This window comes from Lipingzhangella rawalii, from assembly GCF_031628175.1.
Lineage (GTDB): Bacteria > Actinomycetota > Actinomycetes > Streptosporangiales > Streptosporangiaceae > Lipingzhangella_A > Lipingzhangella_A rawalii.
Genome location: NZ_JAVLVT010000001.1, coordinates 637,663 through 660,362 on the forward strand (window position 1 = coordinate 637,663; position 22,700 = coordinate 660,362).

The following is a 22,700-nucleotide window of genomic DNA, read 5'->3' on the forward strand; positions in this document are numbered from 1 at the left end:
TGTTTAGGATAGCCTTAATTAACACGCATCCGGCCTTCGCGCATGCGTGCCTCCTGTTCGGCGGGAGCCACCAGTCCAGCGCGTTCGGATGCGCCGGGGATGTCCACGCGGGGAAAGCGAGTACCGGTCGATGACAAACACCAGTCATCCGCTACACAGCGTCGTCTCCGCGTGCGCTCCGTTGCGGTTTGCCCCGCTGCCCCAACTCCCGGGCCTCGACGGGACGGACCCCGGCTCCAGGGCGGGGGACGGCCTCCCACGCCCCGACGTGAGCTCCCCGGCCACGGCACCGCCGCACTGGTACCGCGCGGCGGGACTCGCCGAGGCCGCCGTGCTCGGGCCGCTCTACGACAAGTTGCGAGCCGAACACGGCCCCGACCATCGGTTGGCTGCGGTCCACCGCTTCCTGCGTTCCCTGTTGCGGGAACCGATCTTTCTCGTCTCGGCCGGGACCTATCTGACGGGCCGCGCTCCACTCCTGAGCCCCACCCACCTGTGGCTGCCGTGGCAGGACAACGCCCGATTCGACACACCGGTGGTCACTGACCCGCGAATCGCCGTGCTTCCCGATGATCCCTACGCCGGGCATCCGGACACCATCACCGTGGCGGACGTGGCGACCCGGGACCAGTGGGCCGCACGTCATCTCGTAGCAGCGTGCGCCCCCATCGTCGCCGGGGTCCATGAGCACACCCGGATGAACAAGCGCAACCTGTGGGGCTGGGTCGTCGACACGGTCTACTTCTACATGCTCAACCCGGCACGGTTCCTGGGGCATGACGCCCGGCAGGCCTGGGCACAGGCGACTCGGCTGGCCGACGAGATCGCTCGCGCCGGAGCGGTCCTACGCGAGCGTCCTCGCCTCTTCCCGTTCTGTGAGAGCCACCCCCAGGGAACCTGGGCGGTACGGAGTACCTGCTGCTTCGACTACAAGGCCGACCCTGAGCACGGTTACTGTGTCACCTGCCCGCTGCGCGACGATGCCTCACGTCAGGCCGAGCTCATGGACTGGATCCGCACCCCCGCCCTGTCCCCCTGACGTGCCCACCAGGCGGGTCAGCCTCCGACGGCGACGTGCACGTCGACACGGTCGGCGGCCCCCGGGGTCCCGGCGGCCGGGGCGCGTGCAACCTCCGGCGAGTTGGCCGTGGCTGCCCCGGCGAACGGTCCGGCCACGGTCAGCCCGCCGTCGGCCACCAAAGTCTGGCCCGTGATCCACCGGGCCGCCGGCGAAGCGAGGAAAAGCACCACGTGGGCCAGGTCATCCGCGGTTCCCAGGCGCCCGAGTGGGGTGATGTCGCGGGCCCGGTCCAGCATGGTCGCAGCGGCTGGCAGCCGACGCAGGGTCTCCCCGTCGATCGGCCCGGCGGAGGCCGTGTTGGCCCGCACTCCCAGCCGACCGTACTCCAGTGCGAGGTAGCGGGTCAGGGCTTCGGTCGCCGCCTTCGCGGTTCCCACACACGCGTAGTCGGCCATGGCCGCCTGGGCGCCCGTCGAGGACAGGTTCACGATGGCTCCCCCAGGCTCGGTGTCCGCGGCGGGCATTAGCGGAACGGCATGCTGGGAGCACCACAGGGCTCCCTTGACGTTGGTGTCCAACGCCCGGTTCCAGTCCCGTTCGCGCAGCCGCCCCAGCGGTCGGAACGCTCCGGAGGCCGCGTTGTTCACCAGGACGTCGACGCGCCCGTACCACTCGCGAACCTGCTCGAACATGTCCGCGACCTCATCGTGGCGCGCCACCGAGGCACGGACCAGGTGGGCCTGCCCCGGTCCCTGCTCGGTCAGCTGCTCCACGGTGTCTTCGGCACTGGCCCGGTCGTGACAGTAGTTGACAATGACGTGGGCCCCGGATGCCACCAGACGGTGGGCGATGACACGTCCCACGCCGCGGCCACCCCCGGTTACCACTGCCACCCTGTTGGAAAAGTCGTGGTACACCAGAACTCCTTCCTCGAAACACGTGGTGGAACCGTCCCGTGCTCGGTGCGGTCAGTCGGTCGGGCGGATGCTGGTCAGGACCGTGTCCAGTCGGTCCTCGATGCGCTGCATCATGGCCAGATCCAGCCGGGTGGGGATGCGCTGTTCCGGCTGCGCCCGCGGAGTCGGAGGTGAAGACGAAGAAGACGACGAAGACACTGCCGCCTCGACCCGTAGGTGCCGGTGATAGTCGCGAACCAGGGTTTCCAAGGCCACGACACGGTCCGCGCCGGAGAAGGTGTGCCCGGCGCCGGAAATCTCGGTGAGCACGGCCGTACCGACACGACGGGCGACCGTTCGGGCGTCCTCGAGAGACACCCAGGGATCGGCCCCACCCTGCACGTTGTGCCAGTACGGCCCGGCCTGCGCATCGATGACCGTGGACTCCACCGACAGCCAGTCCTCTGCCACGACCGCGGGGGCACAGTCCGTGGAGATCGTGTGCCCGAGCAGCGTCACCTGGTCGGGAAGTCGGGAGTGGCGCAGGTCGACGACCGCGTCCCGACCGCCGCGTAGCGCGGTGAGGGTGGCACGCATATCGACGACACAGCCGAGGGTGCCCACCATCGCCACCCCCGACCCCGCCTGCGCGGCCGCACGAAGTGCCGCCCGTCCCGAGATACTCGACCCGAGGTAGGCGAGTTGGCAGCCCGGGAACTGCTCACGAGCCCAGCAGCTGACGGCGTGAAGGTCCTGGACCAGCCCTTGGGGGGTGAACTCGCGGATGGTCCCGTCGCTGTGGCCCACCGCATTGGTGGGGTCGAACCGCACCACGGTGAAACCGTTGGCGATGAGATGAAGGGCCGGTTTGAGGGTGGACCGCAGGGGCGCCCCCAGGCCGGGTACGGCGAGGATTACCGCGTCAACCGGGATCGTGTCCCCACCCCCGCCTGGGCCTCGGATGGGGCGGTGCACGGCGCCGCGGATCGTTGCGCCGTCCGCATTGGCCACCGCGAAAGCGCTGGTCCTGGCGCCGGGCCGGGATTCGATGTCAATATCGGTCATGACGTGCATGGACGCCCTTCTCGTGGATCACGGACTTTTCTGGTTCACGCATTCACGGCTGTTCGGCACCGGCCCCAACACGAGGCTGGCGTTCTGGCCACCGAGGCCGAACGAGCTGGACAACACGGGCCGGTGCCCCACCCGGCGCGGGACTCCCACGACCACGTCGAGTTCTCCGTCCAGCTCGACGTCGCCCTGGCTGTGGTTGGCGACAGGGGGAACGCTGCCCTCGTGCACACTCAGCGCGGCCACGGCAGCCTCGATCGCCCCCGCTCCCCCCATGAGGTGCCCGAACACCCCCTTCGGCGCGGTGATGGGTGGGATCTTCTCCCAGCTTCCGAACACCGTGGCCAGAGCGCGGGCCTCCATGGCGTCATTGGCGGCGGTTGAGGTGCCGTGGGCGTTGATGTGTCCGATCTGGTCGGCGGTCAGACCTGCGTCGTCGAGTGCGGAACGCATACAGGCTGCGGCCGGCTGACCGTCCGGGCGAGGAGCGGTGAGGTGGTGGGCGTCGTTGTTCTCGGCGTATCCGCAGACCTGTGCGTAGGCCCGTGCTCCCCGGTTGCGGGCGTGGTCCAGCGACTCCAGGACCAGGAACGCCGAGCCCTCCCCCATGACATAGCCGTCCCGGTTCCGGTCGAACGGTCGGGAGGCGAACTGCGGTTCCTGGTTGCGTTGGCTCAGGGCTCCGAGCTGGGCAAAGGCAGCCAAGCTGATTCTGGTCACCCCATTGTCCGCGCCACCGGCCAGCGCCACGGTACAGCGGCCGTCCCGAATGAGTCGGGCAGCCTGCCCAACCGCGCTGCTTCCCGACGCACACGCCGTGGCCAGAGCCAGGCTGGGTCCCCGCCAGCCCAACTCCATAGCGATCGCCGCGTTGGCCGCGTTCGGCATCAGCATCGGGATGAGCAGTGGGGAGACCCGGTCCGGGCCGTTGCGGTCACAGACGAGGGCCTGCTCGCAGGCCACGTTGTAGCCACCGACCCCGGTACCGCACACGATGGCACGACGCTGTTGGGGAACGTCCGCCCAGGCGGCGCTCCCCCCGGCGTCGTCCACAGCTGTCAGGGCGGCCGCCAATCCGAACTGGGCGTAGGGGTCCAACCGGCGCGCGGTCTTGGGGCTCATGTAGCTGGTCGGATCGAACTCGCGAACCTCACAGGCGATCCGTGTGGACAGACCCTCGGTGTTACACCGGGTCACGGCGTCGGCTGTGGGGGTGGCGCTCCACACCGTCTTCGCGAACTCGTCCAGTTGACTTCCCGCCGGGCTGATCACCCCAATCCCGGTGACCACGGCCGTGGTTTCGCAGTGGTGCGCCGTCATACCGTCTCCTCTGTCGGGCTGAGTACCAGCGCGGCGTTGTGCCCGCCGAAACCGAACGACGCGCACAGGGCGGGCCCGTCCGGAATGTCCCGGGGGGTTTCCATAACCGCGTCGATCGGGCACTGCGGGTCCGGGTTCGTCAGGTTCGCGATGGGAGGTACCTGTCGATGGCGCATCGCCAACAGAGTGATGATCGCCTCGACCGCTCCCGCCGCCCCCAGCAGATGCCCGGTGACCCCTTTCGGTGCAGTGACCGGGACCGTTTCCGGACCGAAAACCGTGGCTAGGGCGCGGGCCTCGACGATGTCGCCCCGCGGGGTACTCGTGGCGTGGGCGTTGACGTGTGTCATGTCGGCCGGGGGTCGTCCGGCGTCGTCGAGTGCCAGGCGCATGGCCGCCTGGGCCCCGGCCCCATCAGGAGCGGGAGCCGTAAGGTGGTACCCGTCCGAGGTCCGGCCGTAGCCGGAAACCGCGCCGTAGGGAACGGCCCCGCGGCTGCGGGCGTGGGCACTGGACTCCAGCACGACGAATCCGGCACCCTCGCCGAGGACGAAGCCGTCCCGGTCGGTGTCGAACGGCCGCGAGGCCCGCTCGGGGTCACCTCGGGTGGAAAGCGCGTCGAGGCGATTGAAGGCACGGACGGTGGTCGGGGTGACGGTCGCCTCGGCGCCTCCGGCAATCACGACGTCGCAGGCGCCCTCCCGGATGAGCCGTGTCGCTTCCCCGATGGCCTGAGCCCCGGAGGCGCAGGCCGTCACCAGACAGAGGCTGGGTCCACGCACCGGAAGGTGCAGGGTAACCGCGGCAGAGGCGGCGTTGGCCATGGCCCCGGGGACATGCATGGGGCCGGGACGGCCCCAACCCCGTTCGTCCGGGTTGGCGAATGCCGCCTCGTAGGTGGCGGCGCCGCCGTATCCGGTGCCGGTCACCACCCCGATCCGCTCCGGTGGAGCCGCCCCGAGGGTGTTCGGCCCGTCGGTCCGGCCACCGGCGTCGGTCCAGGCCTCGAACGCTGCGGACAGAGCGAGCAGGGTACTGCGGTCGGCCCGGCGAGTCTCCTTTGCGCCGAGTTCGGTGGGGCCTGCCGGGCCATGGACTTCGGCCCCGAACCACGTCCCGAGCCCGTCCGGTTCAAAGGCTCGCAGCCGCGCGGCGGCGGGGCCCGCCGCCGCGCACAGCCGGGTCCAGACCTCGTCGGGCGTGCAGCCGGCCGGCGTGGCGAGACCGATTCCGGTCACCACGGCCTGCCGGTGCGACCTCCCGGACGTGTTCCGGATGGTGGGCGTCCTCATTGGTTCCCCGCAGAGGCACCGTGACCTGCGGAGGTGGTGGCAGATTCGGCGGTGGTCCGGTTCTGCGGGCGACGGGCGAGCTCGCGTCGCACCAGTTCGACGGCGTCGGTGACGGTGGTCACGCCGTGGAGTTCGTCGTCGTGGAGCTGCACGCCCAGTTTCTCCTCCAGGGCCATATTGAACTCGGCGAAGTCCAAGCTGTCGGCCCCCAGGTCCGTACGCAGGTCTGCCTCCGGTGTGACATCGGCGCCGGACACGGCGAGTACCGAGGTCAGCGCCGCATGCACGACCTCGGCAACGTTGGTGGTCTCGGTGGGTTGTGACATGGGTGTCCCCTTCATGTTGGTGTCGTTCTGGTCTGGTCTCGTGGTCTGGTTCCGGCGCTGCGGCGATGGCGGCACGGTGCCGGGTACCGGCGGAACCTAGGCCGAGGTCTGCGCGGTCTCCGGTATGGGGTCGTGGAGCCGATCGGCCGTGTGCGGGTCACTGATGCTGATCAGTCGCACGTCGGACACCGTGCGTCGGGCGATGGAGGTCAGCGTGGTGCCGTGCCCAAGCTCGACGAGGCTGGTGGCCCCGAGCTCGACCAGGCGTCGTTGCGTGTCCCGCCAACGCACGGGAGCGGTGAGGTGTGTGGTCAGCTCCGCGGTCCAGTCGGTTTCGGCTCCCGCCACCTGACCGTCACTGTTGCGCACCACCGGACGGTTGGGGGCAGTGAACGGAACAGAGCGCAGGTGATGGGTGAACTCCCGGGCGGCGGGGGCCATCAACGGGGTATGGAACGGCCCAGCGACGTCCAGCCGGATCGTCTTGCCGACACCCAGTTTGGCCAGGGCTTGCTCCGTGGCGCCCAGCGCCTGCTCCGTTCCGGCGATGACCAGCTGTCCGGGAGCGTTGTCGTTGGCGATCCAGCTCCCGGAACGGCGACAGACGGTTTCGACGAGCTGTGTCTCGACTCCGAGGACTGCGACCATCCCGCCGGGATGTCGGCGACAGGTGGCCTCGGTCAGGGAACCTCGGATGGCGACCAGGCGGATCGCGTCAGCCGTGGTGAGTGTCCCCGCGGCGACCAGGGCGGCGAACTGCCCCAGGGAGTGCCCGGCCACCGCGAGCGGCCCCCCGGTTCCCCGCAGGCTCTGCTGGAGGTACTCCCAGGCGAGAAGGGAGGTCACGAGCACACAAAGCTGAGTTTCGGTCGTCGACGTGGGGCGGAGGTCCGGATCCAGGAGCAGCTGATCCAGTCGGCGTTCGAGCACGGACTCGGCCGTCTCCACAACGTGCCAGGCCGAGGTGTCATGCCAGGGTGCCGCCATCGCTGGCGCCTGTGCGCCCTGTCCGGGGAAGACGATGGCCGCGCGATCCAAAGGAACGTACATATCCCCCCTTTGTTACCGTGTGCTTTCAATTTAATACGGTAAGTAATGTACGGTGATTCTGGTCTGTCCGCAACGACACACGCCGACACACTCGCCCTATTCGCGCCGCGATTCCCGCCTTCTCCCGCGCCCCCAACCCAGCTCAGGGAGGCGTCGAGCAGGAGGCGAGCTGCATAGGCATCCGGATCATGTGCACTGCACAACAATCACGACTGTGTCTTCAACCGGAATCACGCGGCCGCCTACATTTCTGGCACGCCAGCGCGCTGCACACCGACCGCCCCCATACCGAGGAGAGCAGATGCGACCCAGGCATGCCCTCGCCCTGCTGAGCAGTGCCGCGGTCCTCGCCGCATGCGCTCCCGCCCAGACGGACGGGACCGACGCACAGGCCGACGAGGCCACCGGAACCCTGCGGGTCTGGTTGTTCGACGAGGTCGACCGAGCCCCCAAGGAAGACGTGGTCGAGGCCGCGGTCGAGGAATTCGAAGACACCCACGACGACGTGACCGTCGACGTGTCCTACATCCAGGTGGATGGTCGACAGGAACGCTTCAACGCCGCGTTCAACGACCCCGAGAGCGCTCCCGACGTCGCGGAGTTCGGCAACACCGACCTGCCAGGGTTCGTCGCCGCCGGTGGCATGGCCGAACTCACCGAGGAGATCGAGGACTGGGACCAGGGGGACCAGCTCGACGCGGCGATCACCGAAACCGCTCGCGTGGACGGGGCCACCTATGCCGTTCCGTGGTTCGTTGGTGCCCGGGCCCTCTACTACCGCACAGACGTTCTCGAGGACATCGACACCGATCCACCCGAAACCCTGGACGAGGTCGTCGATACCGCCCGCGCAGCCCGCGCCGAGAGCGACCTCCTGGGACTGTCCACGGGAGGAAACTATCTGTGGGCGCTACTTCCCTTCATCTGGGCTAACGGCGGCGACCTCGCCGAGGAGTCCGGAGACGGCTACACCGCGACCATCGACTCTCCGCCGGCCCGCGCGGGGGTGGACCAGTACACGGAACTACTCAGCGACGACGTCTGTCCACCCCAGACGTGCGCAGAGATGGGAGGTAACGAGAGTGTCGACAACTTCGTCGCCGGGGAAGCCGCCATGACTCTCGGCGGGAACTTCAACTACGCCGCGGTGTCCGACAGTGACATCGGCGACGATTTCGACGTCATCCCCCTGCCGGGCCAGGATCCGGGATCGGTTGCTCCCGCCTTCGCGGGCGGCAACCACCTGGGTGTGTTCGCGGGCTCGGACCGCCACACCCTCGCCGTGGAGTTCACCCAGCTGCTCGCGGGCGCCGAATACCAGGAACGGATGTATGAGGCCATGGGTAACCTCCCCACACTGACCCCGGTGCAGGAGGACGTGGCGGCCACAGACCCCGAGATGGAACCGTTCATCGCCACGCTCGAGGCCGGCACCAGGTTCGTGCCCGCGACCGAGGCCTGGACCACCATCGACGCCCAAGCGGTACTCCCGTCCATGGTGCAGCAGGTCGCCACCGGCGACGAGTCCGTACAGGACGCCACCAGTGAGGCCGCCGACCGGATGAACGACGCCTTCGACGAGTCCTGATGTCACGCTCCACATCCGCGCGTCCCCGCTCCGGCGGGGACCGCCTCCGGCTCCGCACCGCACTGCGCACCGGCAGGTTCGAACCCTGGCTGTACCTGGTTCCCGCCTTTGTCGTCCTGGGCGTGATGCTGGTCTACCCCATTTACCAGCTGGTGCTCGTGTCGATGTACGACTACGGGCAACCGCAGGTGACAGGGGCCGAACCACTACGCTTCGTCGGGGCTGACAACTACCGACGCCTGTTCGAGGATCCGCGCTTCTGGGAGGTTCTCAGCAACACCGTGATCTTCGCGGTGCTGTGCGTCTGCGGCACCCTCCTCGTCGGCATTGCCCTGGCCGTCCTCGCAACCCGGCTTCGGCCGTGGGTACGCACCGCCCTGTTTCTCGTCTCGCTGGGTGCCTGGGCGACCCCGGCTGTGACCGGCAGCGCGGTGTGGCTCTTCCTGTTCGATCCGACCCTGGGCCTGGTCAACCAGGTTCTGGTCGGAATCGGCCTGGACGGATTCGCCGGGCACTCCTGGACCTACGAGAAGTGGTCTGCCTTCGGTCTGGTGGCAGCGCAGGTGATCTGGTGCTCGTTCCCGTTCGTGATGGTGGCGGTCTACGCCGGGATCACCGCCATTCCCGCGGAGCTCGTTGAGGCCGCCCGCCTCGACGGCGCATCGACGCTGCGGGTGGCCTGGAGCGTGCTGATCCCGATGTTGCGACCGGTCCTGACCATTGTCACTATCCAGTCCATCATCTGGGATTTCAAGATCTTCACCCAGATCTACATCATGACCAGCGGTGGCGGGGTCGACGGCCAGAACCTGGTTCTGAACGTCTACGCCTACCAGCAGGCGTTTGCCGCCAACTCCTACGGACTGGGATCGGCCATCGGTGTCGTGCTCACCCTGCTCCTGCTCGCGATCACTCTGGTTTATCTACACATCCGCCGTCGCAGTGGGGAGGTCCTGTGATGCACCTACTGGGGCAGCGTCTGCTGCGGGCTGGCAACTCGGGCCGCCGTCGCCGACTCCCCGGGCGCCGGTTCGGCGTCGACCTCGCGGGCCTGGTGATCATCGCCGTGATCGCCTTCCCGCTGTACTGGATGGTCATCTCCGCCCTCAAACCACGGACCGCCATTGAAGCCGGTGACACGACGCCCTACCCAGCCAAGGTCACCCTGGAGTCCATCCGGCGGGTCGTGGTTGGTGACGCGTTCTGGCTGTACCTCGCCAACAGTCTGATCGTGGCACTGTCGGTTGTCGTACTGTCGACGTTCTGTGCGTTCCTCGCAGCCGTGGCACTGACCCGCTACCGGTTTGGCAGCCGAACCAAACTGCTCATCATGATCCTGGTCGCCCAGATGGTTCCGGTGGAGGCCCTCACTATTCCGCTGTTCTTCCTGGTCCGCAACATCGGCGGCGTCGTGCCGGGGCTGGGACTGAACCACCTGGGTTCTCTGATCGCCGTGCACACGGCGTTCACGCTGCCGTTGGCGATCTGGATGCTTCGGGGATTCGTCGCCGCGGTCCCCACCGAGATCGAGGAGGCCGCACGTCTGGACGGGGCCAGTAGTCTCACCTTCGTGTGGCGCGTGCTCTTTCCCATCGTGGCTCCCGGAGTCGTCGCGGTGAGTGTGTTCTCGTTCATCGCCGCCTGGAACGACTTCCTGTTCGCCATGACATTCATCATCTCCGCAACCGAACGACAGACCCTGCCCGTGGCGATCCTGCGGTTCTTCCAACCGGACGGTAACGACTGGGGAGCGATCATGGCCGGATCGGTACTGATGACCATCCCGGTGTTGATCTTCTTCGTACTGGTACAGCGTCGGCTCACCTCTGGCATGGCCGGGGCGGTGAAAGGGTGAACGCCCCCGTCCCCCCCACCAACGGTGATCAGCCGGAACAGCAGCGACCCTCCCCTACGGCTCCACGCCAGCGCAACGCCTCCGTATCCCTGCGCCGCGCCCTGGCCATCCTGGAGACGGTCCGTGTGCAGCCGCCGGATGCGGGTGGACTCACCCTGACCCAGATCGCCGAAGCAGTCGGAGTCAACAAGAGCACGGCCCTACGGTTGTCGACCCCACTGATCGAGGCGGGTCTGCTCCACCGCGCCCGCGACTCCGGCCGGTTTCGACTCGGGTCGGCCGCGCTCGCCCTCGGTCAGGCCTACCTCGACCAGCTCGACCTGCGCTCCGTAGCCGCCCCCCATCTGCGCGCGCTCATGCGACGCACGGACCACACCTGCCACCTGGTGGTCCTCGAAGGGCTGGACGTGGTATACGCCGACAAGGTGGAGAACACCGCCACAGTACGCATGGCCTCCCGGATCGGGGCACGGATGCCGGCCCACCGGACCGCTGTGGGAAAGGCGATCCTCGCCCACAGTCCACCCGATCTCACCGACGATGTCCTCCAGACGGGACTGTGGCCGGTCACTGGAACCACGATCACCGATCCGGAGGTGTTCCGCCGGGAACTGGACACGATCCGCGCCCGCGGCTACGCGATCGACGATCGGGAGAACGAACCGGAGGTGCGCTGCGTGGCCGCTCCCGTCTTCGACCACAACGACGACGTGATTGCAGCAATCAGCGTGTCGGCCCTGGCCAGTAGGCTCCCGGCTACTCGGGTCCGGGAACTCGGCCCCGAGGTGGCTCGGGTGGCCGCGGCGGTGTCGGGCGATCTGGGGGCACGGGGCGGCAATCACTCGTAGGGATCGGGTGGGTCGTCGACCGGGGTGAGATCCTCAACCTCGAGCTCGTGGGTACGGACCTCGCTCTGGTCACCCTCCGGTTCGACCCAACGTCCCTCCACCGTCACCCACGAGTCCACCTCGGGGGCGGGCTCGTTGGTGATCAGGACCTTGTTGACCACCGCGTCGGCGGCGCAACACGCCATCTGTAGCCGGGCCAGGTACCAGCCGTCCCCCGGTGCGTCGTCGTCCTCCTCGACCGGGGCCACGAACCCGGTCAGCCGCACGAGCTGCCCGGCGAGGTGGCGCTCCTCATCCACCCAGGCATGCATGACGAACTCCTGCACGTCCAGCTCCATCGGCTGGTCGGGATCGTCGGGAAACTCCAGTCCACCGACGCTGACGTCCTCGGGGTCGGGCGCCGAGCCCGATTCCCCCACCGAGTAGGCACCCAGCGCAGGTGGGCTCACCACGAATATCGCGGCCGCCGGCAACACCATCAGCCAGGCCACCCGAGGGGTACCGTGCCCGTGCTCGTGGCAGCTGGAATCCGCTTCGGGCTGGTGCGCGGAGCCAGCCTCCTGTGTCACCGCGGCGGTCGGTGTCGACTCCCGTGGTGGCTGAGTAGCGTCGTCCGCGCGCCGCCCCGAGCGCAGTTCCGCGACCACGGTTCCGATCCCCAAGGCCAACAGGATGATCCCGGACGCCGCTAGGAACGGCCGGAAATACTCCTTGACATAGTTCAGGTACAGCTCGGCGCCGAGCGTCGTAGACAGGGCCGCGGCACCGAGGAGAACCAGGACCAGCCCCTGGGCCATGCGATTCACAGCAGCCACCCGCCGATCAGGAACGTGAACAGGAGTGTGCAGGCCAGCGTCAGCGGTGCGAACCGCCGGACGAAGGCCCAACCGAAGGTACCAACCTGGAGTGCGATGAGCTTGAGGTCAACCATGGGGCCGACCACCATGAACGCCAGCTGCGCGGTCCCGGAGAACTCGGTGAGACTGGCCGCGACGAATGCGTCCGCCTCCGAACAGATGGACAGCAGAATCGCGAGCAGCGCCAATACCAACACCGAGAGCACCGGCATCTCGGCCACGGCCACGAGCCAGTCCCGCGGAACCGAGATGTTGAGTGTCGCCGCTGCGGCCGCGCCGACCACGAGGAAGCCTCCGGCATGCAACAGGTCGTGCCGCATCGACTCCACGAAGATCTGGAACTTTCCGGCTCCGGGCGCATGGCTGGGCCGCGAGAGTCGCAGCCAGTCGGTCCGGCCAAACCGTGCCCACAACCAGCCCACGGTCAACGCGGCCAGCAGGGAGGCGAGGAACCGCGCGAGTGCCATCTCTGGCTGGCCCGCGAACGCGACAACGGTCGCCAGGATCACCACCGGATTGATTGCGGGGGCGGCGAGCAGGAATGCCAGCGCCGCGGCCGGCGCCACCCCCCGTCGGATCAACCCACCGGCGACCGGAACGGACGCGCATTCGCAACCGGGCATCACCACACTCGCGCCACAGGCCACGGGGACGGAGGCGGCATTGTTTCGCGGAATCGCCCGCTGCCAGAACGAGGTGGGCACGAAGGCCGCAAGAGCACCCGACAGGGCGATGCCGAAGACCAGAAACGGGAGCGCTTGCAGGGAAATCGCCACGAAGATCGTGAACCAGGCCAGCACTGCCTCATCGGTGAGCTGGTCGGACACCCAGGCGTTGCCCAGGGCCATCGCCGTGATCAACAGCGCGAACAGCCAAACCGTTCCGGCACGGCTACGCTGGCGGGCTCCCCCGACCGGCTCCCGCCCCCAGTCGTCCGGAGGTACCGGGTCATCCCGGTCGAAGCCAGCCGTAAGCCGGCCGCCCAGCGTTGGCTGACCGACTCTCGGCTCACTGCTGTTCGGCACGTGTCGCCCCCCACGCTGTCGGGAGTGGATCATCCCGGCCCCCGGCCCTCCACCGGATCCGGGCGCATCCTACCCGGAAACCATTTTCATCGTCGCCGATCGTCCCCACGGCCGCGCGCGTGCACCCACGCGGCCGGGGACTCACTCCTGGAGCGCGAACTGGGTCCGATACAGCTCCGCGTAGAGCCCTCCGCCTCGCAGGAGTTCCTCGTGCGTTCCCTGCTCCACGATGCGTCCGCCGTCCAGAACAAGAATCCGGTCGGCCTCGCGCACGGTCGCCAGCCGGTGAGCAATCACCAACGACGTACGGCCCCGCAGTGCCGCGGTCAGGGCCTGTTGCACGGCCTGCTCGGACTCGGCGTCCAGATGTGCGGTGGCCTCGTCGAGCACGACGACAGCCGGCTGCTTCAACAGGAGCCGGGCGATCGCCAGCCGCTGCTTCTCCCCGCCGGACAGCCGGTAGCCGCGGTCTCCGACAACCGTGTCGAGCCCGTCCGGCAGTTCCTCCAGCAGGCTACCCAGGCGCGCGGACCGTAGCGCGGCATACAGCTCGGCATCGCTGGCCTCGGGGTGAGCATAGCGCAGATTGCCGGCGACCGTGTCATGAAGCAGGTGTGCCTCCTGCGTCACCACGCCCACCGCCGCCCGCAACGACGCACTGTCCAACTCCCGTACGTCGACTCCGCCGAGGCGCACCGTTCCGCTTCCCGGATCGTACAAGCGCGCCACCAGATGCGTCACCGTAGTCTTGCCCGCACCAGACGGCCCGACCAGGGCAACCATCTCCCCCGGTTCGGCCGTGAAGGACAACTGGCGCAATACCACATCGGTGTCGTTCGCTGCGGGCCCTCCCGCACCGTCGGCCTGGGAGATGGCCCCACCAGAGGAGAGGTCCTCGCCACCGGGATGTGGCCGCACCACCGGGGCGTGGACCGCCTCGTTCGCCTGGGCATTCGGCTCGGCTACGGCAACCGACTCCAAGGATGCCAGGGACACCTCGTCCGGTCGCGGATAGCGGAACGACACCTGGTCGAACTGCACGGCCAGGCCAGGCTGGTCGCCCGCCGGCTCAGGGAGAAGTCGGGGCGCCACCGGTTCGGTGATCGACGGCCGCAGATCGAGGACCTCGAAAACCCGATCGAAGCTGACCAGGGCCGTCATGATGTCCACGTGGACGTTACTCAGGGCCGTCAGCGGACCGTAGAGCCTGGTCAGCAGGGTGGCTAGGGCAACGAGTGTTCCGAGCTCCAACGCACCGTCGATCGCAAGGGTCCCGCCCACGCCGTACACGACGGCGGTGGCCAGCGCGGCAACGAGGGTCAGCCCGGTGAAGAAGATCCGGCTGTACATCGCCGATACCACCCCGATATCGCGCACGCGCGCGGCACGGTCGGAAAACTGGCGGACCTCGTCCTCGGGGCGGCCATACAGCTTGACCAGCATGGCTCCCCCAACCGTGAACCGCTCGGTCATCAGGGCGCTCATCTCGGCGTCCAGCCGCATACTCTCCCGGGTGATCGCGGCGAGTTTCCGCCCGAATATCTTGGCAGGAACCACGAACACCGGAAGCAGCAGCAACAGCAGCAGGGTGATCTGCCAGGACAGCACCAGCATGGTGCCCAGGACGAGCACCAGACTGATGACGTTGGACACGACCGTGGACAGTGTGGTGGTCAACGCGCGCTGGGCACCGATGACGTCCGTGTTGAGGCGACTGATCAGGGCCCCGGTCTGGGTCCGGGTGAAGAAGGCCAGCGACATCCGCTGAACGTGCGCGAACACCTCGGTGCGCAGGTCGAAGATCAGCCCTTCGCCGATCCGGGCGGAGAACCACCGCTGGGCCAGGGTGAGCACCGCCTCCACGAGGGCGAGCACGGCCAGAGCGAGGGCCAGGGCCACAACCACCTGGCTGTTGCCCGGCACCACCCCCTCGTCGATGATCGCCTTCATCAACAACGGAGTGGCCACCACGGTCCCCCCGGCAACCGCGGTCAACAGCAGGAACAGGACCAGCTGCCGGGCGTAGGGACGGGCGTAGGCCGCGACGCGGGACACTGTCCCGGGCCGCAGCCGTTGTTTGGCGACCTCACGGTCGCGTGCGAAGGAACGGAACGTGGACCACGCGGTGCTGGAGCCCTGCATCCCTGGAACCACCTCCTCGTCCGGTCACCGGCGGCCGTGGGCGGGCCATGAACCATGAACCATGAACCATGAACACTGCCACGGCCAACAGCCGCCGGTGGTGTGCTGGTAACCGCCCAGGCGGGTGCGCAGACCCGTCCGGGGCTCACCCGCCGCGCTGGGGATGTCCGGACGTTCCCGACCTGCGGGGACGTCCCGACGCGGGTGGGTTGGACCGGGAACCACGGTGCGCGGGACGTCCCCGTCCGCCGGCATGACGGTGCGGCGGCCGTCCGCCCCGGGACCGCTGGCCCCGGGTGCGTTCCGGTTTCGGTTCCGGCGGTTCCACCCAGGGGATGTAGGAGGGCTCCTGTGCTCCGGTCACTTCCGAGAGCAGCCGGTCCCCCGGATTGACCAGGTGCGCGGTCGCTGTGACCCCCGCGTCACCCAACAGCCTACGTGCCTGACGCCGTTGCCGTGGCGTGACGATGGTGACCACACGCCCGGACTGGCCCGCGCGGGCCGTGCGTCCACCACGGTGGAGATAGTCCTTGTGGCTTCCAGGAAGATCGACGTTGACTACCAGGTCGATACCGTCCACGTGGATCCCCCGCGCCGCAACGTCGGTGGCCACGAGGGTCTGGATCCGCCCCTGACGGAACTTCTCGAGCGTCCGCGTACGCACGCTCTGGGACTTGCCCCCGTGGAGGGATGCGGCGGGCACCCCGGACTGGACCAGGTGCTCGCTGAGGGTGTCGGCGCGGTGCTTGCTACGCACGAACAGTAGGGTCCGCCCCTGCCGGGCCGCGATCTCGGTGATCATCTGGTCCTTGTCTCGCGGCAGTGCCTTGAGGATGTGGTGGTCCATCGTGGCGACCTGCGAGACAGGCGGATCAACCGAATGGGTCACCGGGTCCCGCAGGTAGGAGCGGACCAGGGTGTCGACGTCACCGTCGAGTGTGGCGGAGAACAACATGGTCTGGGCCTGGGAGCCGATCTGGTCCAACAGTTCGGTCACCTGCGGAAGAAATCCCAGATCGCACATCTGGTCGGCCTCGTCGAGTACGGCCAGCCGCACATCGTCCAGGGTGCACGCGCCCTGGGCGATCAGGTCGCTGAGTCGCCCGGGCGTCGCGACGAGCAGTTCGACACCCCGGTTCAGCTGATTGAACTGACGGCTGTAGGAGCTGCCCCCGACCACGTCTCCAACCCGGACACGCATGGCCTGGGCGTAGGGCAGGACGGCGTCCCGAACCTGGTAGGCGAGCTCACGAGTCGGAACGAGGACCAGGGCCCGGGGAGCGCGGGATCGGGCCTGACCACCACCGATCCGTGCCAGGGCCGGAATTCCGAAGGCGAGGGTCTTTCCGGATCCGGTGCGTCCACATCCCAGTACGTCCCTGCCCGCCAGTGCGTCGGGGATGGTGGCCTGCTGGATCGGAAACGGGGTCGTCAGCCCTGCGGTCGTGAGCTCCTCCAGCAGTGGCTTGGGCACACCGAGCTCGCCGAACGTCGGCGTGGATTCCGGGCATACCTGGTCATGCGACACGTGACGTCAACCTTCCTCGTCAGATTCGGCGGCGTTTCGAGGAAGGCTTCCCGGGCCGCGAGGCCGCGGTGAAGAGCTCACGCAAACGCGCCGGTCGAACGCAACGCGGGCTCGGTCCCGCATCGCCGGGCGGCCCGGCGCGCCCGATGCGCGCGAACAGTGGTGACCGCCGCATTGAGCCTACTCAACGCGGCGGGACAACCGGTAACCAGGAGGTCCATTGTGCGAGTGGATCTGGCAACAGTCGCGAGTGGAGCACCGCCCTCTCATGTGCGACAAACGCACACAAATATCACTCAACGAACAAACCAGGTTTCGGTCGATCCATGGGATCTGCTGGCCGAAATAGGCCAGGCGGTGCACTCCGGGACGTAACCGGTCCGCTTCCTATCCCGGGGCACCGGATCCGCAGACCGCCGTGGCCCCCGACTCACTCCGCGACCCGGCGGTGAGCGCCCCCGAAAGTGGCCTGTCGGCACACGCGCCCACGCCGTGGTCCACCGTTCGCTACTCCCGCGAACGGCGCGTGGCGCCACCCCGTCCGCGCAACGTGGCACCGGACTCGGTCAGGACCCGGTGCACAAAGCCGTAGGAACGCCCTGTGGAAGCGGCCAGGGAACGAATACTCTCCCCGTCGTCATACCGCCTCCGAAGCTCCTCCGCCAGCTCCGCGCGCTCAGTCCCCGTCACACGGGTTCCCTTTCGCAGGGTCTCGGTCACGAGTTACCTCCTCATGGTTACAGCCGGATCACCGCCTATGATCAGACATGTGCGACCGGCTGGCTACCCACCGCGCATCAGCCAACGGCTGCCCCATTCCTGCACCGCGTTTCGGACTGCCTAAAATCTAGCCCGAATTTGACACAGGGACGGAGCGTGAACGATCACCCCGATTCCTGGCTTCCGCATCCCCCAACGGCCGATCGGATCCCAGGCACTGGGAGTCCGCCTCGGGCGCCAAAGCCACGACCAGTCCCACCCCGACACCGCACCACCTCGGCCGTGTGTTGTGGTCGGGTGAGGTCGCGAAACTTGTGACGGATGGAGGCACGTTGGACCGTGTCCTCCTCCCCCAACATCGTGGCTCGCTCCTCGGCGTGGGGTGCGGCTGGGTGGTTGCGCGTGGTTCTGCGCGAGCCGGTGGAAACCACGCTCCACACTGTTTCGGCAGCAGTGGACCGCACGACCGAGCGTGAAGGTCACCTCCCACCGAGCCCCGAAAACGTGGCGCGGATGCCACTGGCGCCGAGACCGGCCTCCCGTCCCGGCCCGGTGACGCACACCGGAACGCGCCCAATCGACACTGCGGCGCCCAACGGCCATCCCGAGACCCGCGGTGTCGCCCCCGGCCAGGCACCCCATGCCCCCGCCGGCCGCCGCGCGGGGAGCTCCACCACGGCCACCGGCGGATGGTGGTGGCCGTGATCGGGTGGCGGTACGCGCCGTGGTGGCCGCCGGCGGCGTCGCGCCCTGGGGGCGCTCCCCCGCACGACGGCCAACGAACAAGGGAGGCGGCATATTCTCCCCCGCGGTGGCGAGCCGGCCCGGGAGCGGAATACCCCAAACCGGCCAGGAAAACCCCCACACGGCGACCCGTGGAAGCAGGAACGGCGAGACGCGCAGACTGTGGTGGTGCGGAGTGCACGTACGGGATTCCCACAAGCACACCGACCCAACGGACTCTCCCCCGACCGGAGGGACAATGCCGCGAAGTCGGGCAGCTTGGGAACGGTCTCCGGGCTACCCGCGCACCCGCACCCCCCAAAGGCAAAACGAACACCCACACCCCAGATACCCACTGACCGCCGTACGGGAGAGCGCCCCCAGGACGCGACACCACCAACAGCCACCACGGCCCACACCCACAACCAACCACCGACACCACCATTCTCCGCTGACCGTCGTGCGGAGGAGCGCCCCCGAAAACAGCACACCACCGGTGACCACCAGGGCGCGACACCGCCCGTGGCCGACACGGCGGAGGCAGTCACCCAAACACCGCCACCACAACCCCCGAACCAAAGACACCCCCCGGGAAACCCGCCTCCCGCACCGCAGACAACGGCCGCAGACCACGTCACCCACCGAACGCGCACCCCGCTTCAGGCAAGCGTGCGCGTCGCGGCCTGCCGCAACATGGACACCATTTCCAGCACGGGCCCCCGGGCTCGTCGGCGGTGCACCGCGTAGATCTCACGATGCAGCGCCGGCCCGGACAGGGGGCGGCTCATCCACCCCTGCTGGGGCGCGGCCCGCAGCACCGAGGCCGGGATGAGGCTCACCCCGATACCCGCCCGCACCAGCGCCAGGGTGACCTCGTAGTCCCGGGTCTCGTAGGCCACGGTCACCTCCACATCGGCCTGATGGGCCACCCGGTCCAGTGCTGTCCGGTTGGAGACACCGGGGCCACCACAGATCCACTCCTCGTCGGCGAGGTCCCGCAGCCCCAGCGGCGTGTCGACCGAGTGCACCGCTGCGGCGTGCGTGTCCGGCAGCACCAACATCAGCGGGTCCACCAGGAGACGCTCACGGTGCAGTGCCGGCGCAGCGGGCAGGGATGTCCCCGGATAGCAGTGGGTCAGGAGCAGGTCCAGATCCCCGGACGTGACCAGCCCGTAGCCCTCGGGAGGCTCCAGATCCTGGAGGGCCAGGCGCACGTGTGGGTGGGCCGTGCGAAACGAGGCCAGCGCCTGCGGAACCAGTATCTTGCCGGCGCTGGCGAAGGCGCCAAGACCCAACCGCGTGGTCCAGGCCCCAGCGGCAGCCTGGAGCGCCGCCTCGGCATCACGCAACTCCCCGAGGACACGTTCCCCGTGCTCGACGGCGACCCGGCCGGCATGAGTGAGCCGAACCCCACCGCGGACCCGCTCGATCAGGGCACAGCCAACCTCGCGTTCCAGCTTCGTCATCTGCTGGGAGAGCGCAGCCGGAGTGAATGCCATGCGCTCGGCAGCCGCGGTGATGGAGCCGGCATGGGCGATCTCGACCAAGACCCGGAGTCGGTTCGCGTCCAGGGTCACGGAACGCTCCGCACGATCCCACCTCAATCTCGATGGCCTATAAGAACTACTTAATCACCATTAGTGAATTCCACTTCAGCTTAATCTGCGGAGCAGGCACAGTGAGAGTATGACTTCCCCGGAGCCCACGACTGCCGCAGCCACCCGCGCCGACGTCGACCGCGCCGTGCTGCGCCTGGCCCCGTACGCACGGCGCACCCCGACGCTGACCACCGTTATCGACGGCCATGTTGTCAGCCTCAAACTGGAACACCTCCAACTCACCGGGGCCTTCAAACTGCGTGGCGCTCTCAACGCCCTGGTCGCGGGCCAGGAGCGCGGAACCGTCACCGACCGGGTCGTAACCGCCTCCGGTGGCAATCACGGCCTCGCGGTTGCCACCGCGGCTCGGCTGTTGGGCCTCAACGCAGCGGTGTACGTCCCCGAAACCACGCCCGAGGCCAAGGCGCGGCGACTGGCCAACTCCGGAGCGGAGCTCGTACGGATCGGCGAACACTACGCCGTGGCCGCGGCGGCGGCGCGCGAGCGCGCCGAACGCGACAACTGTCCCTACCTGCACGCATACGACGACCCGGACGTCGTGGCTGGGCAGGGAACCATCGGGGTAGAGGTGCTGGGTGACGTCCCGGAGTGTGACGCGATCGTTGCCGCGGTGGGCGGCGGTGGACTCATCGCCGGGATCAGCGCCGCAGCCAGTCCCAAGCGCCGCGCGATCGGGGTCGAGCCGCAGGGGTGCCAGAGCCTGCACGCGGCCCTGGCCGCCGGTGAACCGGTGGACACACCAGTGGACTCGGTGGCGTCCTCCGCGCTGGGAGCGGCCCGGATCGGCGCGGTTCCCCTGGCCACACTCGGTGCGCATCCAGCGGCCACTGCGCTGGTCAGCGACGCTGAGATCGTGTCCGCGCGCGATCGACTCTGGGAGGAGTTCCGGCTGGCGGTGGAGCCCGCAGCCGCCGCACCCCTGGCTGCCTGGCTGGCTGGGCGGGTTTCCGCGGAGCATCCCTGCCTGGTTCTCTGTGGCGCCAACGCGGACTGGATTCCGGCCTAGAGGCAGCGTGTCGGCGTCCACCGCCCGGTGGGACGCATGCCTGGGAGCCTACGTCGTTGGGCGGCTCCCTGTTCTGCCCCGTCACCCCCGGCCTGAAGGCCGGAGCACCGCGAGCAGAACAGGGAGGCCGGCCCCGGGGTGGCGAGCACCGGCTGGGGTGCGGCTCACGTGGTTGTGGCGATGATCCCGTTCGGGTGATATTCGGCGATCCAGGCTTCGACGTCCTCCGCCCGGCGCGGTAGTGCGGCGGAGAGATTCTCTCGCCCACTGGCGGTGACGCACACGTCGTCCTCGATTCGCACCCCGATACCGCGCAGTTCCGCAGGAACCGTTTCGTCATCGGGCTGGAAGTACAGCCCCGGCTCCACGGTGAGCACCATGCCGGGTTCGAGCGCACCGTCGCGGTAGTTCTCCGTGCGGGCAGTCGCGCAGTCGTGCACGTCCAGGCCCAGCATGTGGCCCGTGCCATGCAGGCTATAGCGGCGCTGGAGGCCGAGCTCCAGGACCCGTTCCACGGGCCCCTCGAGGAGACCCCACTCGATCAGCCCCTCAGCGAGGACCCGCTGTGCGGCCTCGTGGTAGGCCCGTACCGGCTCGCCTGGCGCGACCGCGGCGATCCCCGCCTCCTGGGCCGCCAGAACCAAGTCGTAGACGCGCCGCTGGGTGGGGCCAAAGGTCCCGGAAATTGGCAATGTCCGGGTCACGTCGGCGGTGTAGAGGGTGCTGGTCTCCACTCCCGCATCCAACAGCAACAGTTCCCCGGGGCGAACTGCTCCATCGTTGCGCATCCAGTGCAACGTGGTGGCGTTCGGCCCAGAGGCGGCGATGGTGCCGTAGCCAACGTCGTTACCTTCGACCCGAGCCCGGAGGTGGAAGGTACCCTCGATGTAGCGTTCGGAGGTGGCCACGGCCTCGGGCAGCATCCGGACCACGTCGTGGAAGCCACGTACCGTGGAGTCAACGGCCCGCCGCAGTTGGCCGAGTTCCCAGTCGTCCTTGACCAGACGCTGGTCGTGCAGGGCCACGAGTAGCTCCGCGTCCCGGGTCGCTGCCTCGTCCGACCCGAACTTGTTCAGCTCCCCCAGAACCGCCTCGAGCCCGGTGTCGTATCCGCGCAGAATACGGCTGGGCACGTCGGGTGCCTGACGCAGCACCTCGGGCAGGGTGCGCACGTCGGCGGTGGGGAGACCCAACAGCTGGGCTGACTCGGTCAGGCTGTTACGCCGGCCCACCCACAGCTCGCCCTGACTATCGAGCCAGAACTCACCATTGTCCCGATTGGAGCGGGGAACCAGGTAGGCGGTGACGTCGTGACCTCCGCCGCTGCGGGGCTCGAACACGAGTGCGGCCCCTTCGGCCTGGTCTCCGCTCAGGTACACGTAGTCGCAGGCGGCACGGAAGGGATATTCGGTGTCGTTGGAGCGGGTGCGCAGGTGGCCGGACGGAATGACCAGACGTTCCCCGGGAAAGCGCGCGGACAGGGCCGCTCGCCGCTTAGCCGTGTAGTCGGACTGCTCCAGCGGGGTCAGATCCCGCCGCTCGGTGTCCGCCCAGCCGGTACGCATCCATGCGGCCAGCTCCTCGGAGACCCGCTGGTAGGGGCCGTTCTTACGCGGGGTGAACTCCGGGGTCTGTGCAGTTGTCGCGCTCTGGTGAGGCTGCTGCTCGGTCACGTCTTGCTACTCCTCGTCGAGTTCCCGGGCTGGTGGAACGGGCTCCGCGGGGCGGCTCCTCTCTGCCAATCGTATGAGCACCGCGTGGCCACCCCTCGGACCGTAACCCCACTCCAGTGCACCGCTACGCCTGGGGGCGT

General features: G+C 68.4%; 19 protein-coding genes. 6 read left to right on the forward strand and 13 right to left on the reverse strand.

What is annotated here, in order from left to right; all coding sequences use genetic code 11:
* Positions 1-130 precede the first annotated feature (130 nt).
* Positions 131-1,039, forward strand: coding sequence for a (2Fe-2S)-binding protein (locus RIF23_RS02835; protein WP_310910728.1), 909 nt, complete (start codon positions 131-133; stop codon positions 1,037-1,039).
* Positions 1,040-1,056: 17 nt separating this feature from the next.
* Here the strand turns inward: RIF23_RS02835 and RIF23_RS02840 are convergent, their stop codons facing one another.
* The 6 genes from RIF23_RS02840 to RIF23_RS02865 all read right to left on the reverse strand — a co-directional run bounded on the left by RIF23_RS02840 (position 1,057) and on the right by RIF23_RS02865 (position 6,976).
* Positions 1,057-1,938: an SDR family oxidoreductase gene (locus RIF23_RS02840; RefSeq protein WP_310910729.1), complete on the reverse strand. Its 882-nt coding sequence runs from the start codon at positions 1,936-1,938 to the stop codon at positions 1,057-1,059.
* Positions 1,939-1,989: 51 nt separating this feature from the next.
* Positions 1,990-2,991 carry an alpha/beta fold hydrolase gene (locus RIF23_RS02845; protein ID WP_310910730.1) on the reverse strand — a complete coding sequence of 334 codons (1,002 nt, stop codon included), beginning with the start codon at positions 2,989-2,991 and terminating at the stop codon, positions 1,990-1,992.
* An 18-nt stretch (positions 2,992-3,009) separates the two neighbouring features.
* The gene (locus RIF23_RS02850; protein ID WP_310910731.1) at positions 3,010-4,308 is read right to left on the reverse strand and encodes a beta-ketoacyl-[acyl-carrier-protein] synthase family protein; all 1,299 of its coding nucleotides are present in this window, start codon (positions 4,306-4,308) and stop codon (positions 3,010-3,012) included.
* Entirely contained in the window at positions 4,305-5,600 is a 1,296-nt protein-coding gene (locus RIF23_RS02855; protein WP_310910732.1) for a beta-ketoacyl-[acyl-carrier-protein] synthase family protein, read from the reverse strand. Before RIF23_RS02855 ends, RIF23_RS02850 begins: the two co-directional genes overlap by 4 nt.
* On the reverse strand, positions 5,597-5,926 hold the full coding sequence (locus RIF23_RS02860) for an acyl carrier protein (RefSeq protein WP_310910733.1): 330 nt from the start codon (positions 5,924-5,926) through the stop codon (positions 5,597-5,599). Before RIF23_RS02860 ends, RIF23_RS02855 begins: the two co-directional genes overlap by 4 nt.
* A gap of 96 nt (positions 5,927-6,022) precedes the next feature.
* The gene (locus tag RIF23_RS02865; protein ID WP_310910734.1) at positions 6,023-6,976 is read right to left on the reverse strand and encodes an ACP S-malonyltransferase; all 954 of its coding nucleotides are present in this window, start codon (positions 6,974-6,976) and stop codon (positions 6,023-6,025) included.
* A gap of 301 nt (positions 6,977-7,277) precedes the next feature.
* Here RIF23_RS02865 and RIF23_RS02870 point away from each other — a divergent pair, with 301 nt between their 5' ends.
* Genes RIF23_RS02870 through RIF23_RS02885 form a run of 4 tightly spaced genes read left to right on the forward strand, consistent with a single transcriptional unit; the run spans position 7,278 to position 11,267 of the window.
* Entirely contained in the window at positions 7,278-8,564 is a 1,287-nt protein-coding gene (locus tag RIF23_RS02870; RefSeq protein ID WP_310910735.1) for an extracellular solute-binding protein, read from the forward strand.
* Positions 8,564-9,523: a carbohydrate ABC transporter permease gene (locus RIF23_RS02875; protein WP_310910736.1), complete on the forward strand. Its 960-nt coding sequence runs from the start codon at positions 8,564-8,566 to the stop codon at positions 9,521-9,523. The genes RIF23_RS02870 and RIF23_RS02875 overlap by 1 nt, the downstream gene beginning before the upstream one ends.
* Positions 9,520-10,419: a carbohydrate ABC transporter permease gene (locus tag RIF23_RS02880; protein WP_407659364.1), complete on the forward strand. Its 900-nt coding sequence runs from the start codon at positions 9,520-9,522 to the stop codon at positions 10,417-10,419. Before RIF23_RS02875 ends, RIF23_RS02880 begins: the two co-directional genes overlap by 4 nt.
* Positions 10,416-11,267 (forward strand): IclR family transcriptional regulator, encoded by an 852-nt coding sequence (locus tag RIF23_RS02885; RefSeq protein ID WP_407659366.1) that lies wholly within the window; start codon positions 10,416-10,418, stop codon positions 11,265-11,267. The genes RIF23_RS02880 and RIF23_RS02885 overlap by 4 nt, the downstream gene beginning before the upstream one ends.
* Here RIF23_RS02885 and RIF23_RS02890 read toward each other — a convergent pair.
* The 6 genes from RIF23_RS02890 to RIF23_RS02915 all read right to left on the reverse strand — a co-directional run bounded on the left by RIF23_RS02890 (position 11,258) and on the right by RIF23_RS02915 (position 19,839).
* Positions 11,258-12,064 (reverse strand): TIGR03943 family putative permease subunit, encoded by an 807-nt coding sequence (locus RIF23_RS02890; protein WP_310911231.1) that lies wholly within the window; start codon positions 12,062-12,064, stop codon positions 11,258-11,260. The two genes, RIF23_RS02885 and RIF23_RS02890, sit on opposite strands and share 10 nt — an antisense overlap.
* Positions 12,065-12,069: 5 nt before the next feature.
* Positions 12,070-13,149: a permease gene (locus RIF23_RS02895; RefSeq protein ID WP_310910737.1), complete on the reverse strand. Its 1,080-nt coding sequence runs from the start codon at positions 13,147-13,149 to the stop codon at positions 12,070-12,072.
* Between the two features lie 141 nt (positions 13,150-13,290).
* The gene (locus tag RIF23_RS02900; protein ID WP_310910738.1) at positions 13,291-15,291 is read right to left on the reverse strand and encodes an ABC transporter ATP-binding protein; all 2,001 of its coding nucleotides are present in this window, start codon (positions 15,289-15,291) and stop codon (positions 13,291-13,293) included.
* A gap of 145 nt (positions 15,292-15,436) precedes the next feature.
* Positions 15,437-16,819: a DEAD/DEAH box helicase gene (locus RIF23_RS02905; RefSeq protein WP_310910739.1), complete on the reverse strand. Its 1,383-nt coding sequence runs from the start codon at positions 16,817-16,819 to the stop codon at positions 15,437-15,439.
* Between the two features lie 507 nt (positions 16,820-17,326).
* The gene (locus RIF23_RS02910; RefSeq protein ID WP_310910740.1) at positions 17,327-17,539 is read right to left on the reverse strand and encodes a helix-turn-helix domain-containing protein; all 213 of its coding nucleotides are present in this window, start codon (positions 17,537-17,539) and stop codon (positions 17,327-17,329) included.
* A 1,382-nt stretch (positions 17,540-18,921) separates the two neighbouring features.
* Positions 18,922-19,839, reverse strand: a complete 918-nt coding sequence (locus RIF23_RS02915; protein WP_310910741.1) for a LysR family transcriptional regulator — start codon at positions 19,837-19,839, stop codon at positions 18,922-18,924.
* A gap of 109 nt (positions 19,840-19,948) precedes the next feature.
* Here RIF23_RS02915 and RIF23_RS02920 point away from each other — a divergent pair, with 109 nt between their 5' ends.
* Positions 19,949-20,887 (forward strand): serine/threonine dehydratase, encoded by a 939-nt coding sequence (locus RIF23_RS02920; RefSeq protein ID WP_310910742.1) that lies wholly within the window; start codon positions 19,949-19,951, stop codon positions 20,885-20,887.
* 164 nt (positions 20,888-21,051) lie between these two features.
* Here RIF23_RS02920 and RIF23_RS02925 read toward each other — a convergent pair whose 3' ends face one another.
* Positions 21,052-22,560, reverse strand: coding sequence for an aminopeptidase P family protein (locus RIF23_RS02925; RefSeq protein WP_310910743.1), 1,509 nt, complete (start codon positions 22,558-22,560; stop codon positions 21,052-21,054).
* Positions 22,561-22,700 lie beyond the last annotated feature (140 nt).

Excerpts from the sequence above, each read along its gene's own strand:
- RIF23_RS02860 (WP_310910733.1), bottom strand. The coding sequence starts at position 5,926 with ATGTCACAACCCACCGAGACCACCAACGTTGCCGAGGTCGTGCATGCG.
- RIF23_RS02920 (WP_310910742.1), top strand. The coding sequence starts at position 19,949 with ATGACTTCCCCGGAGCCCACGACTGCCGCAGCCACCCGCGCCGACGTC.
- RIF23_RS02875 (WP_310910736.1), top strand. The coding sequence starts at position 8,564 with ATGTCACGCTCCACATCCGCGCGTCCCCGCTCCGGCGGGGACCGCCTC.
- RIF23_RS02865 (WP_310910734.1), bottom strand. The coding sequence starts at position 6,976 with ATGTACGTTCCTTTGGATCGCGCGGCCATCGTCTTCCCCGGACAGGGC.
- RIF23_RS02850 (WP_310910731.1), bottom strand. The coding sequence starts at position 4,308 with ATGACGGCGCACCACTGCGAAACCACGGCCGTGGTCACCGGGATTGGG.
- RIF23_RS02845 (WP_310910730.1), bottom strand. The coding sequence starts at position 2,991 with ATGCACGTCATGACCGATATTGACATCGAATCCCGGCCCGGCGCCAGG.
- RIF23_RS02870 (WP_310910735.1), top strand. The coding sequence starts at position 7,278 with ATGCGACCCAGGCATGCCCTCGCCCTGCTGAGCAGTGCCGCGGTCCTC.
- RIF23_RS02855 (WP_310910732.1), bottom strand. The coding sequence starts at position 5,600 with ATGAGGACGCCCACCATCCGGAACACGTCCGGGAGGTCGCACCGGCAG.
- RIF23_RS02835 (WP_310910728.1), top strand. The coding sequence starts at position 131 with ATGACAAACACCAGTCATCCGCTACACAGCGTCGTCTCCGCGTGCGCT.
- RIF23_RS02900 (WP_310910738.1), bottom strand. The coding sequence starts at position 15,291 with ATGCAGGGCTCCAGCACCGCGTGGTCCACGTTCCGTTCCTTCGCACGC.
- RIF23_RS02890 (WP_310911231.1), bottom strand. The coding sequence starts at position 12,064 with ATGGCCCAGGGGCTGGTCCTGGTTCTCCTCGGTGCCGCGGCCCTGTCT.